Genomic DNA, 14,041 nt, shown 5'->3' on the forward strand with positions numbered 1-14,041 from the left:
TACAACACATGAAACAAAAATTTCATATAATCACTTCTTCTTGCATTCCATTGCCTTTAGAAAACATAGATACCGACCAGATTATCCCCGCACGATTTCTAAAGGCCACTGATAAGAAAGGCATGGGCGACAATCTTTTCAGAGATTGGCGATATAATGCGGATGGGCAATTAAATAAGGATTTTGTTTTGAACGACCCGTCATATTCGGGAGTTATATTAGTAGCAGGGAAAAATTTTGGTTCCGGCTCATCACGTGAACACGCTGCTTGGGCTATTGCAGGAGCCGGATTTAGAGTGGTCATCAGTTCATTCTTTGCGGATATCCATAAGAATAACGAATTAAATAACTTTGTTTTGCCTGTTGTTGTAAGTGAATCTTTCTTACAAGGATTATTTTCGAGTATTGCCGCAGATCATCAAACACAGGTCTGCGTAGATCTTCCTAATCAGACAGTAACTAACTTGGCAACAGGCGAAAGTGAACATTTTGAAATTAATTCTTACAAGAAACATTGTCTGATCAATGGCCTGGATGATGTAGATTTTCTTGTTGAGAATAGAAATAAAGTCATCGAATGGGAGAATCAGAGAATGTAACTATAGAAATCATGGACAGTACGCTTCGTGACGGCGAACAGACCAGCGGCGTATCATTTTTGCCCCATGAAAAGTTAATGATAGCTCGTAAATTATTGAGTAACGTTAATGTTGACCGCGTAGAAGTCGCTTCAGCCAGAGTGTCTACCGGAGAAAAAGACGCCGTCAAGATGATTTGTAAATATGCGGCAGCCCATGATCTTTTAGATAGAGTAGAGGTGTTAGGTTTTGTTGATCATCACCAATCGATAAATTGGATTTATGATTGCGGCTGTAGAGTAATCAATATGCTTGCTAAAGGATCGCTGAAACATTGTACCCAACAATTACACAAGACACCGGAAGAGCATATTGAAGATGTTAAGCAGGAAGTAGAATACGCTCATAGCCTGGGATTAACAGTCAACTTATACCTTGAAGACTGGTCTTCAGGAATGCAAGATTCATGCGACTACGTTTACCAAGTTATGGATTCATTATCCAATATCGGAATTCGACGTTTCCTTTTACCTGACACATTAGGCATTCTTCATCCACTACAGTGTGTCGAATTCCTGCGCAAAATGATCAAGCGATATCCATATTGCCATTTTGATTTTCATGCACACAATGACTACGACTTGGCTGTCAGCAATTCTTTGGCGGCAGTTCTTTGTGGGGTCAAAGGAATTCACGTTACAGTTAATGGACTTGGTGAACGGTGTGGCAATGCTCCGTTGGCTTCTGTACAAGTCATTTTAAAAGACATGTACCATGCACGAACAAACATCAATGAGGACCGATTAAATGAAATCAGTCGTTTGGTAGAGGGCTATAGCGGCATTCCTGTCTCTCCCAATACGCCGGTAGTCGGTGAGTATGTCTTTACGCAGGTTGCCGGCGTGCATGCGGATGGTGATCATAAAGACAATTTATATTGCAACAAACTTTTACCGGAACGCTTCGGAAGACATCGGAAATATGCTTTAGGCAAAAACTCCGGGAAAGCCAATATCGTAAAAAATCTGGAAGACCTCGGATTGGAACTCACCGCAGAGCAGACCAAGGCTGTTACAAAAAGGATTACCGAATTGGGTGATAAGAAAGAATTAGTTACGCAGGAGGACTTACCATATATCGTAAATGATGTGCTCAAGCATAGCATTCAAGAAGAACAAGTTAAATTAGTAAGCTATATGGTTTCCACTTCTTATGGACTCAAACCGATTGCCAGCATCAAAGTAAATATTCATGGACAAGAATATGAAGCAGATTCTACCGGTGATGGACAATATGACGCCTTTGTGAAAGCACTTCGCAAGATTTATAGAAACAAACTGAACAGAGAGTTTCCGTTGCTTGACAATTATGCGGTCAGCATTCCGCCGGGTGGTAGGACCGACGCGCTTGTGCAAACAATCATCACATGGAGGGATGGCGATCGAATTTGGCGCACAAGAGGCTTGGATGCGGACCAGACGGAAGCCGCGATCAAAGCGACCTTTAAAATGCTCAATCAAATAGAATCAGATAATTCTAACGGCAAGTAGAAAATGTAAACCTCATTGAATTATAAAATCCAAAAGAGATGAAATTAACAATTGCAATATTACCCGGTGATGGTATCGGCCCCGAAATTATGAAGCAAGGTCTGGCTGTTCTTGAAGCTATCGCAAAAAAGTTCAATCACGAGTTTATTTATAACGAAGCAATATGTGGAGCTCATGCTATTCGGGAAGTTGGCGACCCTTTTCCCGAGCAAACGTTTAAAACATGTATGAAAGCCGATGCCGTATTATTTGCCGCTGTCGGTGATCCTCAATTCGATAATGATCCAACAGCGAAAGTTCGTCCCGAACAAGGACTTCTTGCCATGCGCAAAAAGTTAGGACTATTTGCGAATATCAGGCCTGTCGCAACCTTTGATTGCCTCCTTCATAAGAGTCCGCTCAAAGAAGAACTATTAAGAGGAGCTGATTTTATCGTTATACGCGAACTCACCGGAGGTATGTATTTTGGTGAGAAATATCAAGACAACAACAAGGCTTATGATACAGATATTTATACACGTCCTGAAATAGAACGCATTTTAAAAGTGGCTTTTGAGTACGCGATGAAACGCAATAAGCATTTGACTGTCGTTGACAAAGCCAATGTTTTGGCGAGTTCTCGCCTTTGGCGACAAATCGCAAAAGAAATGGAACCATTGTATCCGGAAGTGACCACGGATTATATGTTTATCGACAACGCGGCCATGCGTGTTCTTACAGAACCACGTTACTTTGATGTCATCGTAACAGAGAACACATTTGGCGACATTCTCACCGACGAAACCTCATGTATCACAGGTTCTATGGGGCTGCAACCCTCGTCGTCATTGGGCGAACATACCCCCCTCTTCGAACCGGTTCATGGCTCATGGCCGCAAGCCGCGGGGAAGAACCTTGCCAATCCTATCGCTCAAATCCTTTCGGCGGCAATGCTATTGGAGCATTTTAGACTGAACAGGGAAGGAAAGCTCATCCGACAGGCCGTCGACGCCAGCCTTGAAGCCAATATCCGAACTCCGGAAATTCAAGTAGAAGGTGGCGGCAACTATGGCACAACGGAAGTAGGACAATGGATTGTAGATTGGATAAACAATCAATAATCCTTAAATTTTCTTGGGTTTAATGATAAAGGCCATATCTGTTAACCGTTCAGATATGGCCTTTTAATATTTAGCAAAGTACCTTACTTTGTCTTTTTACAATTCTTCAAATCTTTTAATGCACAACCTGAGCAACCATAGCACCTATCATTCGCGTGCTTAATGGTCTCACGAACTCGGTAGCCCACATAAACCAAACACGCTAATAAAATTATACTGATAATTGCGATCTGCATACAAAGATTTTTAATCTGCCAATATTAATAAGCAAACAAAGGATAATCCTTCATCGTTGCATTTACCTTTTGGCGCACACGGGCAATAACCTGCTCATTCTCCGGATTGGCGAGCACCTCATCAATGAGGTCCGCAATCAACAACATCATGTCTTCTTTTGCCCCTCGTGTAGTCATCGCGGCAGTTCCCAGTCTGATTCCGGATGTCTGGAAAGCTGAACGCTCATCATACGGCACCTTGTTCTTGTTAACCGTGATGTCGGCAGCTACCAGTGCGTTCTCGGCAACCTTACCTGTCAGATCAGGGTATTTCTGTCTTAAATCGAGCAGCATGGAGTGATTATCCGTACCACCACTGACAATACTGAATCCATGATCTATCAGCGCGTTGGCCAAAACAGAGGCATTGGTCTTCACCTGGGTAGCGTATTCAACCCAAGACGGTTGCAGGTTCTCACCAAAAGCGACAGCCTTGGCTGCGATAACATGTTCCAACGGACCGCCTTGGTTTCCCGGGAATACAGCAGAATTAAGAAGCATGCTCATCTTCTTTATTTCGCCTTTCTTCGTTGTATATCCCCATGGATTGTCAAAGTCTTTGCCCATAAGGATTACGCCTCCACGTGGTCCGCGAAGTGTCTTATGAGTTGTTGTCGTTACGATATGCGCGTATTTCAAGGGACTATTCAACAATCCTGCGGCAATAAGGCCGGCGGGATGAGCCATATCGATCATCAGTAAAGCGCCTACCGCGTCGGCGATCTTTCGCATTCTCACATAGTCCCATTCACGACTATAGGCAGAACCGCCACCGATAATCAGCTTAGGTTTATGTTCAAGTGCCAATCGTTCCATCTCATCATAATCAACTCGACCTGTCTCACGATCAAGTGTATATCCGACATGGTTATATAATATTCCTGACGTGTTGACTTCACTTCCATGCGACAAATGCCCGCCTTGGTCCAAATCAAGTCCCATAAAAGTATCGCCAGGTTTCAATACGGCCAAAAGGACGGCTTGGTTTGCCTGCGCGCCAGAGTGAGGCTGGACATTCGCGTACTCTGCGTTAAACAGTTTTTTCACGCGTTCAATGGCCAAAGTTTCCACCTCATCTACTACTTGGCAACCACCATAGTACCGTTTGCCGGGATAGCCTTCCGCATACTTGTTCGTCAAGTATGAGCCCATAGCCTCCATGACCTCATCACTTACAAAATTTTCAGAAGCAATCAGCTCCATTCCTTTCAGTTGGCGTTGATGTTCTTTTTCGATAAGATCGAAAATTTCTTGGTCTCTTTTCATTATTAAAAGGTTTTATTGGTTATGAAAATAGCAATTCTTTCTGCATGTCTTGTCTTAACAAAGTTCCACTTTTCCCATTTCCTGCTCTTTATCGCAATAATGGCATTTTAAGATGCCATCCACTTTGTCGACCACATGAAACACCGTTTGCATCGGCTCATTGTTCGTAATACATTTGGGATTGTTGCATTTGACGATACCACGCAGCTCATCGGGCGTTTCTACTGTTTTTTTCTCAACGACTTCAAAGTCTTTGATAATATTGAGCACCACCTTTGGAGCCACTACCGACAAACGAGAGATTTCTTCCGTTGTAAAAAACTTATCACTCACTTTGATAATTCCTTTCTTGCCAATCCTCTTCGACGCAAAATAATTACCAATGGTAACAGGAGTCGTCAACTTATCAAGGCCCAGCAAGCCGACCACCTGATAGGTTTTCTCTGCCGGAATATGGTCTATCACCGTACCATTCTCAATGGCGGCAACCAGTCTTTCTTTCTTGTTTTCCATACTGCTCAATCAATAATCGTTTTATCATTTCTGATATCGTCAAGCGTAATGCCTAACGTGTAGCAAAAGATGGCTTCACGTGCATAAAGACCGTTTTGCGCCTGTTGTATATAATAAGCGTGCGGATCATCGTCCACGTCATACGCTATCTCGTTCACACGGGGCAACGGGTGCATGATTTTCATGTTTTCTCGCGCCAGTCCCAGCATATTGCGTCGCAAGATATAAACATTCTTTACCCGTTCGTATTCCATCAAGTCGCTGAATCGCTCCTTTTGCACACGTGTCATATACAAGATATCCGCATCGGCAATGATTTTGTCATTAAAAGCGGTATGCTCCTGATACTTTATATTCTGTTCTTTGCAATATAATTTGTATTCATTAGGCATCGCCAATTCTTTGGGGGCGATAAAATGAAATGTGGGATTGAAATGGCGCATTGCCGTTATCAAGGAATGAACGGTCCGACCGTATTTAAGATCGCCAACAAGATAAATATTAAGGTTTTCAAGTGTACCTTGTGTTTTATAGATAGAGTAGAGGTCAAGCAAACATTGTGAGGGGTGCATGTGAGCGCCGTCACCGGCATTGATGATCGGGATAGGCGCCACTTCACCGGCATACTGCGCCGCTCCCTCAATATAATGCCGCATCGCTATCACATCGGCGTAATTGCTGACCATCAGTATCGTATCCTTCAACGTTTCACCTTTTGATACACTCGACGCTTTCGCGTCTGAGAAGCCTATCACCTTTGCTCCCAAGCGGTTGGCTGCTGTTTCAAAACTAAGTCGGGTACGGGTGGATGGTTCATAAAAGAGAGTCGCCACAACCTTTCCTTTTAAAAGCTCACGATTGGGATGGCGTTCGAACTCCCGGGCCATCTGAATAAGATATAAAATCCGCTCTTTACTCAGGTCGGCAATCGTTACAAAATTATGTTTTTCCATATATTTTTGTTTGGATAGGTCTGAATTCGTCTTCAAAGTTAGGCATAATTTTTATTTTCATAATCATATTTCGTGGAAAAGTTGTATTTTTGTCGAAATAAAATATGTGACCTATATGCGTAGAGCGCTTATTCATTTTCTTTGGAGTATCTTAGTTATTGCGGTAATAACAACAATATTGGCATTTGTAGCTATATGGAATGGCTGGATAGGATATATGCCGCCTATCAACGATTTACAGAATCCCATCGGCAGATTTGCCACACAAGTATATTCAAGTGATGGTAAAGTAATTGGTACTTGGAACTTAAATAAAGAGAATAGAATTGCCGTTCCCTACAATAAGATTTCCCCGTATCTGGTAAAAGCGTTGGTCGCGACCGAAGACGAACGCTTTTATAAACACTCCGGTATTGATTTTATTGCGTTGGCCCGTGCGGTTGTAAAACGTGGAATCTTTGGCCAAGCCAGCGCGGGTGGTGGCAGTACCATCACCCAACAGTTGGCCAAACAACTCTATTCATCAACAGTCAGCAGCGTACAGGAGCGCCTGCTTCAGAAACCCATCGAATGGGTTATTGCCATCAAGCTGGAACGTACTTATACAAAAGAAGAAATCATCACGCTCTATCTTAATTATTTCGACTTTCTTCACAATGCCGTCGGAATTAAAACCGCGGCAAACACTTACTTTAACAAAGAACCTAAAGACTTGAGTATTACAGAAGCAGCCACGTTGATCGGCCTTTGTAAGAATCCGTCCTTGTTCAATCCCGTGCGATACCCTGAACGCTGTGAACAACGACGCAATGTTGTCCTTAGCCAAATGCAAAAAGTGGGCTATCTTTCCAAGGCTGAATATAACCAATATTGCGACGAACCTTTAAAGTTGTCCTTCCATCGAACCGACCATAAAGACGGCACAGCCACGTATTTCCGTGAGTTTCTGCGCCGGTACATGATGGCCAAGCGACCGGAAAAAGAAGAATATCCGGCCTGGAACCGGTCTCAATACACAATCGACTCCATCGCTTGGAACACGGATCCGCTGTATGGCTGGTGCAACAAGAATTTCAAGAAAGACGGTAGTCCTTATAATATTTATACAGATGGCCTGAAGGTCTTCACAACCATCAACTCGCGAATGCAGCAATATGCGAAAGAAGCTGTTTACGCGCATGTAGCCAGGTTCTTGCAACCCGCGTTCAATAAAGAGAAAAGGTACAAGGCTACAGCCCCGTTTACCGAGCAGCTCACAGCCGATCAAGTGCGTAAGATATTGAACAGGGCCATGGTTCAAAGCGAACGCTACCGTGCCATGAAAGCAGAGGGGGCTACCGAACAGGAAATCAAGGACGCTTTCCATAAGCCTGTCGACATGACCATATTCACCTATCACGGAGATTTAGACACCGTCATGACCCCAATGGACAGTATTCGCTATTACAAGACGTTTCTCCGAGCCGGCTTCATGAGTATGGATCCCAAGACCGGAGCAGTCAAGGCCTATGTTGGAGGGTTGGACTACAACCACTTCATGTACGATATGGTGATGGGTGGACGCCGCCAGGTGGGCTCTACCATTAAGCCTTATCTGTACGCCATGGCCATGGAAAATGGCTTCTCGCCCTGCGATAAAGCCCCCAATATCCAACGATCGTATGTTGTCGCAGGCCAACGATGGACTCCCCGCAACACCTCCCATAGCCGCTACGGACAGATGGTTACGCTGAAATGGGGATTGGCACAGTCCAACAACTGGATATCGGCTTACTTGATGAGCAAGATGAATCCGCGACAATTCGTTCAGATGCTGCACGACTTCGGCATTCACAATCCCGATATCCACCCCTCCATGGCTCTATGTCTGGGACCATGCGAAGTGTCTGTAGCCGAAATGGTCAGCGCTTATACGGCGTTTGCGAACCACGGCATACGTACGGCTCCAATGTTTGTTTCACGTATCGAAGACAACGAAGGCAACGTAGTAGCCCGGTTCCAACCACGTATGAACGAGGTGATAAGTTCAGAGAGTGCCGATAAGATGCTCGTTTTGCTCAAAGCAGTAGTCGATGAGGGTACGGCTGGTCGTCTTAGATATAAATATAATTTTACAGGAGAAATCGGAGGCAAGACAGGAACGACCAATCGCAACAGTGACGCATGGTTCATGGGCTTCACCCCCGATCTTGTCAGCGGCTGCTGGGTAGGTGGTGAAGATCGTGACATTCACTTTGATTCCATGCGAATGGGGCAAGGCGCGACCATGGCGTTACCTATTTGGGCGTATTATATGCGCAAGGTTTACCGTGACAAGTCATTAGGCTATACAGAAGAAGAGAAATTCCAGCTTCCTTCCGACTATGATCCCTGTGTCAAAGAGCCGGGCGAAGAAGATCCTATGAATGAAATCGACGAAGTATTTGAATAAATTTCGGTTGCCGGAAATCATTAAAAGCGAGGTGTCATGGTGCGTCTCGCTTTTAATTTGTAAAATAATCTGATTAAAAATACGGCTTTGTAAACTACTCCAATTAGATAAATTTACGGCTAAATCTCCACTGTTTCAACCCTCTTTTTCATGATTTTCAGCTCATCGCAGCCCTTTTACCTTGTAAAAGCTATGCTATTAGCTCGTAAAAGGGCTGCTTTTACCACCTTAAAGCATTGCTTTGAAAGGCTCAAAACGACGCAATATGCGCTTTATTACGCCCAAATAAAAAGCCTGATTTACGCAAACCGCTGATTGACAACGACTTGTAACTTGTCAAAAAAACGGCTTATTTCCAATCAAAATCCGAGTGATTGAAAATAAGCGACGCATTTTAAGCCTTTTGTAAATGATTTTGACACCTCAAAGGCATTACCAAATTTGGCCTATATACTCATTCCATTCGTCTTGATAGCCGTTAAACACATTGATATCGACCAGTCCGTGAATGCCCTTAACCCTGCCGTCGGGGCTTAATTGCCAATAGATCAGCTTCACGTCAGGTTTATATTCGCCGTAACGGGCTATCCAGACTCGATAATTGCGCTTTAAGTCGGGGGCTTGAGGCAGGTACTTATTTACAAAAGACTGGCTAATATAGAGGATAGGCCTGACTCCCCATGCCGCATGCACGTAATTAAGCCATATCCTGACACCTTTAAACAGTTGCTCACTGCCTCCCACCTTCGCGATTTGCTTGTTTGACGGCTCCAAATCCAAAACCGGTGGCAGATCGCCGGCTTTATAACGCGATAATCTCACAAAATTTTTGGCTTGTGCCAAGGCCGAAGAGGTGGTAGAATAGAAATGATAGGAACCTACTCTATATCCATGTCGATGAGCCTGGATATAATCGCCCGAATAAAATTTGTTACGAACCGTAACACCTTCCGTGCTCTTAATATAAATGAAAGAAACAGGATAATTCACCTTACCGGTGATCTTCTTCTTGCTCAAATTACCCAAGTGGGTAATCCGAAGATTGGCCCAGTCGATCTTATATTTCTTTTTACGGATGACATGTTGATAATGTGAAATATCAATACCATAAATGCGTTCAGAGGTATAATTCAACTTTTCGCCTTTGAATATACCTGCTTTCCATTCGCCGACTTTCAGCCGGTTGTGCTTGGTCATCGCAAAACCGAAACCATCTTCCTTGTCGTTCTTCCACCGGCCTTCATACATAAAACCGTCACGAGCCTTGTAAATACCATGGCCATAGGCTATTCCACGGGCGTTCATTTCTCCTTCGTATGTGCCGGAAGCCTCTTCTCGCTTTCCCCAAAACAGGGTGTCACCTCTGAACTTGCCCCGGATCACACGCTGTTTGCTATCTGTTATCCGTCCCTTACCATGCCGAATGCCATTCTTCCAAAAACCGACATACACGATACTGTCATCTTTTGTCAACATGCCATACCCATGCTTCTTGCCATGCAGCATTTCTCCTTGATAGGTATAGTGATCCTTCTGTTGAATCGTCGTGTAATGGCGTACTTTCGGAAGATTTGCGCATGCGGTTAAAACCAAGGAAAGAACAGGTAGGACCTTAATTATTTTCATCGTCGCCTTGCGTCAAGAGTTTATTTAGCTCATTACGAGAAATAACGGTCTTACCCTGTTTCATCCCGACAAAGCTGCCGTGAGCGGAAAAGACAGGATGTCCGTCTTTCATCAGGAAATCTGAAAAATTGTGCTTACCATCGCCATCCAACGTTCCATCCATCAGCACGCCATAGGATTTGCCCGCAAGCGTTGTCAGATAAGACACGCCGACCGCCGCTCCTTTTGTACCGGCATTCCATGGCAGGAGCGACAATGGCTGTATCGAGTCGGGCGATTTCGCGGAGACCGTTTGCAACACCGCGTACCGCATATCATCCGAATACTTGAGCACTCGCATGTCACACGCGTTCCATCGTCCGCTTTCATCCGGATATTTAGCCGTAAATGTATTTTTTCGGATGATTGTCACAGGCGTGTGCCGCTTTATGGTCCGCAATGTGTCTAATGCTTTCTGTGCCGTATCAATTCGCGCGCGCAAGCGTGTCGTATATTTGGCTATGACGTCATAACCTTCATCCTGCACGCCATGAACCCGTAGATAATATCGCAATTCAGACAGTTTGTCACGCATTCGCGACAAATTCTCTTTCAGGTAAGCAATCTCTTTGTAAAGAAATATAGGGACATTTTCCCGGATGGGGACTATCTCCGGCATGTCATTTACGGCGGCTATCATCCGGCCTGAGCATGAAGCCACCCAAGGATAACGATTAACCCAGAATCCACCGCCCACAAATGTCAGTCCGGATATGGAATCTTCTGAAAATGAAAAGCCCTCCATAATCGAGTCTCGGCTAAATCCGGAAAACATGATGACAGGTTTGTCTGCCGCGTATAAAACAAAATAAGATTTACGCTCGACCAACGAGATGCTCCGTTTCATCTGTTGCTCGTTATAGGGTTTCGTGGTCCACACGTACCATCCTACAATGATCAGCAAACCGATTAATGGTAAAAGCTTTTTCCGATGGCTGCGGAAAAAGTCCTGTAATAATTTTAAATTCATGTCTTTGTATGATGAATATTCATCCAAAAATCTGCGCCCGTCCGTTTAAGCATCGTAGAGAAGCCACTCAAAGGAACAGCTTGCCTATTTGGAATACTGCCGCGCTTACAATCCAGGCCAGCCCCGTGGTATAGACTGCCGTAAATATAGCCCATTTCCAACTGCCGGTCTCTCCTTTGATGGCTGCTATCGTAGCGATACAAGGGAAATATAAAAGCACAAACAGCAGGAAACAGAATGCCGTGAGTGTAGCGACAGATTCCGCCCGTGCGGGTTGGATGTTATGAAGTTTGGCTATATCGGTCACTAATTGCTTATGGAGTATTTCGTATTTCCCTCCATGATCGTTGTAACTGTTATCGTCGCCAAAGCTGTCATTGTCGCTATACAGTACTCCCATCGTACTCGCCACGATCTCCTTTGCGCCAATTCCTGCCAACAATCCTACGTCAAGTTTCCAGTCAAACCCTTGAGGCATGAATACAGGCTCGATGGTCTTGCCGATTTTACCAATGAAACTCTGCTCTTGTTGCTGTCTGGCTGTAAGCTGATCGTTGTGTGGGAAATAGCCCAAAGCCCACACGATAATGCTGGCAACCAAGATGATACCTCCCATCTTCTTGAGGTATTGCTTTCCTTTCTCCCAAGTATGACGGCCCATTGCTTTCCACGTGGGGAAGCGATAGGGTGGTAATTCCATGACAAACGGCGTGTCTTCACCTTTGAAGACTGTGCGACTAAACAATCGACTCATCGCAACTGCCATCATGACACCGATCGCGTAGAGCAGCATAAGGACAAGAGAACGATACTTCAAAGCGAAGAACGAGCCTGTAATCATGATGTAAATCGGCAGTCGGGCCGAGCAACTCATAAACGGCAGAATCAGCATGGTAATGATTCTGGAGCGTCGGCTCTCTATCGTTCTTGTAGCCATCACTGCCGGTACATTGCAGCCAAATCCCATAATCAAGGGAATAAACGACTTGCCATGGAGCCCCATCTTGTGCATCAGCTTATCCATGATGAAGGCCGCGCGCGACATATAGCCGCTGTCTTCCATGAAGGAGATGAAGAAATAGAGTATCAAAATTTGGGGCAGAAACACAATAACTGCTCCTACACCACCCAATATTCCGTCGATCAGCATATCTTTCAGCGGGCCTTCGGGCATGTTGCCGCTAACAAGTTCTCCCAAAAGACTTACGCCTTGCTCTATCCAGTCCATCGGATATTGCCCTACGATAAAAGTTACGGAGAACATAATGAACAGCATGAAAAAGAAGATGGGAAAACCGACATACTTATTTGTGATGATCCTATCAAGGAAATGGGTCATCTGATAGGTGTTTTTTTTGCTTCCTGTGAGATACTCGGCTTCTTTCAAGGCACCATGGATAAAACCATACTTTGCGTCCATAATGGCCGTTTCGCTGTCGTCTCCCGTTTCTTCCTTCACGCGTTGGGCCGCCATATCCCGATGTTCAAATATCTCCTGTGCGTCGGGTAGGGTTTTGATATAGTCTTCTACGTCCTTATCGTGCTCTAAGAGCTTAATGGCGAGATAACGGGTAGAATAGCGTGCACGTAAGTTCTCTTCCTGTTTCAGATGTTCCTGTATCTCAAGAATGCCGTTTTCAATTTCATGCCCGTGATTGATATGGATATGACGGAAGTGAGGATCCGTATCTTCTGTGCCTTCATACGTTTTTATGATAGCCCGAAACAGCTCGTCAACACCTTTGCCTGTCGTAAAAATAGTTGGAACCATCGTTACGCCAAAGAGCTCACCTAACTTGTCATAATCTACGTGGTCGCCTCTTTGCATCGACTCGTCAAACATGTTCAAAGCGCAGACCATCCGGACGTGCATATCTATCAACTGCGTTGTCAGATAGAGGTTGCGTTCAAGATTACTGGTGTCAATGACATTGACAATGACATCGGGAGTTTGATCTATAATCTGTTTACGAACATATAGTTCTTCAGGCGAATAGGCAGAAAGGCTATAGGTCCCGGGTAGATCGACGATCTCAAACTCATATCCTTCAAAACTGGCATGACCAACCTTGGCGTCAACCGTGACACCGCTGTAATTGCCGACACGCTCGTGAGCGCCGGAGGCAAAATTAAAGAACGATGTTTTTCCACAATTGGGGTTGCCGACAAGCGCAATATTGATGGTATGGCGTTGCTTGTCCGCAACGCTTTCCAGAAGTTTGTCGGTATCGGAGGAAGAGTTTGCGTTCAAATTGGCAAACTCGGGTGTAGACGCATTGATTGAAGAACGTAGATTCAATGCCTTGGCTTCGTCTTCCGAGATAACCTCTATCTTATCAGCTTCAGAGTGTCGCAACGAAACCTCATAACCCATGATTTGATATTTGACCGGGTCATGCAGGGGAGCATTCAACAACACGGTGACTTTCTTGCCCTTAATAAATCCCATTTCGACAACACGCTTGCGAAAACCACCATGTCCTGTCACCTTGACGATTATTCCGTGTTCGCCGGTCTTTAATTCTGATAATCTCATAAATCAAATACAAAAAGTAATTGACGGAGCCAAGAATAACGGCACTTGGCTCATCGCTCACTGTCCGCAAAATTACAAAAAAATGGATGACGTGAATTCTTTTTATCCGGTTAATTTTATAAATACCTAATAATAATGATGTCTTATGATAAATAAGTGAACAAAATTAATTTATACAAAACAAATATATGTAATTCCCGTTCT

Annotated in this window: 10 protein-coding genes; 4 read left to right on the forward strand and 6 right to left on the reverse strand. The window is 44.4% G+C overall.

The genetic code is table 11. The annotated features are described in order from the left end of the window. Nucleotides 1-8 precede the first annotated feature (8 nt). Genes leuD through leuB form a run of 3 tightly spaced genes read left to right on the forward strand, consistent with a single transcriptional unit; the run spans nt 9 to nt 3,228 of the window. Nucleotides 9-599 carry a 3-isopropylmalate dehydratase small subunit gene (leuD, locus tag JHU38_RS10350; RefSeq protein ID WP_107582436.1) on the forward strand — a complete coding sequence of 197 codons (591 nt, stop codon included), beginning with the start codon at nt 9-11 and terminating at the stop codon, nt 597-599. Then, the gene (locus tag JHU38_RS10355) at nt 578-2,128 is read left to right on the forward strand and encodes an alpha-isopropylmalate synthase regulatory domain-containing protein (RefSeq protein WP_107582437.1); all 1,551 of its coding nucleotides are present in this window, start codon (nt 578-580) and stop codon (nt 2,126-2,128) included. Before leuD ends, JHU38_RS10355 begins: the two co-directional genes overlap by 22 nt. 38 nt (nt 2,129-2,166) lie before the next feature. Continuing rightward, nucleotides 2,167-3,228: a 3-isopropylmalate dehydrogenase gene (gene leuB, locus JHU38_RS10360; RefSeq protein ID WP_107582438.1), complete on the forward strand. Its 1,062-nt coding sequence runs from the start codon at nt 2,167-2,169 to the stop codon at nt 3,226-3,228. A gap of 260 nt (nt 3,229-3,488) precedes the next feature. On the opposite strand, the gene glyA is transcribed toward leuB, so the two are convergent. From glyA to pyrB, 3 genes are read right to left on the reverse strand one after another with little or no spacing between them, the layout of a single operon-like run. Next, nucleotides 3,489-4,769, reverse strand: a complete 1,281-nt coding sequence (glyA, locus tag JHU38_RS10365; protein ID WP_107582439.1) for a serine hydroxymethyltransferase — start codon at nt 4,767-4,769, stop codon at nt 3,489-3,491. A 54-nt stretch (nt 4,770-4,823) separates the two neighbouring features. Further along, nucleotides 4,824-5,282, reverse strand: coding sequence for an aspartate carbamoyltransferase regulatory subunit (locus tag JHU38_RS10370; RefSeq protein ID WP_107582440.1), 459 nt, complete (start codon nt 5,280-5,282; stop codon nt 4,824-4,826). Nucleotides 5,283-5,287: 5 nt separating this feature from the next. Then, nucleotides 5,288-6,235 (reverse strand): aspartate carbamoyltransferase, encoded by a 948-nt coding sequence (pyrB, locus tag JHU38_RS10375; RefSeq protein WP_107582441.1) that lies wholly within the window; start codon nt 6,233-6,235, stop codon nt 5,288-5,290. Nucleotides 6,236-6,350: 115 nt separating this feature from the next. Between pyrB and JHU38_RS10380 the strand changes: the two genes are divergently transcribed. After that, nucleotides 6,351-8,666, forward strand: a complete 2,316-nt coding sequence (locus JHU38_RS10380; protein WP_107582442.1) for a transglycosylase domain-containing protein — start codon at nt 6,351-6,353, stop codon at nt 8,664-8,666. A gap of 432 nt (nt 8,667-9,098) precedes the next feature. On the opposite strand, the gene JHU38_RS10385 is transcribed toward JHU38_RS10380, so the two are convergent. From JHU38_RS10385 to feoB, 3 genes are all read right to left on the reverse strand, one after another. Beyond that, on the reverse strand, nt 9,099-10,292 hold the full coding sequence (locus tag JHU38_RS10385; RefSeq protein WP_232369932.1) for a GH25 family lysozyme: 1,194 nt from the start codon (nt 10,290-10,292) through the stop codon (nt 9,099-9,101). Beyond that, nucleotides 10,279-11,301, reverse strand: coding sequence for a hypothetical protein (locus JHU38_RS10390; protein ID WP_146157020.1), 1,023 nt, complete (start codon nt 11,299-11,301; stop codon nt 10,279-10,281). The genes JHU38_RS10385 and JHU38_RS10390 overlap by 14 nt, the downstream gene beginning before the upstream one ends. 67 nt (nt 11,302-11,368) lie before the next feature. After that, entirely contained in the window at nt 11,369-13,837 is a 2,469-nt protein-coding gene (feoB, locus tag JHU38_RS10395; protein ID WP_107582444.1) for a ferrous iron transport protein B, read from the reverse strand. Between the last annotated feature and the right edge of the window lie 204 nt (nt 13,838-14,041).

The sequence above is a fragment of the Prevotella illustrans genome, from assembly GCF_017426725.1.
GTDB lineage: Bacteria > Bacteroidota > Bacteroidia > Bacteroidales > Bacteroidaceae > Prevotella > Prevotella illustrans.

Coding starts and splice junctions, on each gene's coding strand:
- leuD (WP_107582436.1), top strand. CDS start 9: ATGAAACAAAAATTTCATATAATCACTTCTTCTTGCATTCCATTGCCT.
- JHU38_RS10355 (WP_107582437.1), top strand. CDS start 578: ATGGGAGAATCAGAGAATGTAACTATAGAAATCATGGACAGTACGCTT.
- leuB (WP_107582438.1), top strand. CDS start 2,167: ATGAAATTAACAATTGCAATATTACCCGGTGATGGTATCGGCCCCGAA.
- glyA (WP_107582439.1), bottom strand. CDS start 4,769: ATGAAAAGAGACCAAGAAATTTTCGATCTTATCGAAAAAGAACATCAA.
- JHU38_RS10370 (WP_107582440.1), bottom strand. CDS start 5,282: ATGGAAAACAAGAAAGAAAGACTGGTTGCCGCCATTGAGAATGGTACG.
- pyrB (WP_107582441.1), bottom strand. CDS start 6,235: ATGGAAAAACATAATTTTGTAACGATTGCCGACCTGAGTAAAGAGCGG.
- JHU38_RS10380 (WP_107582442.1), top strand. CDS start 6,351: ATGCGTAGAGCGCTTATTCATTTTCTTTGGAGTATCTTAGTTATTGCG.
- JHU38_RS10385 (WP_232369932.1), bottom strand. CDS start 10,292: ATGAAAATAATTAAGGTCCTACCTGTTCTTTCCTTGGTTTTAACCGCA.
- JHU38_RS10390 (WP_146157020.1), bottom strand. CDS start 11,301: ATGAATTTAAAATTATTACAGGACTTTTTCCGCAGCCATCGGAAAAAG.
- feoB (WP_107582444.1), bottom strand. CDS start 13,837: ATGAGATTATCAGAATTAAAGACCGGCGAACACGGAATAATCGTCAAG.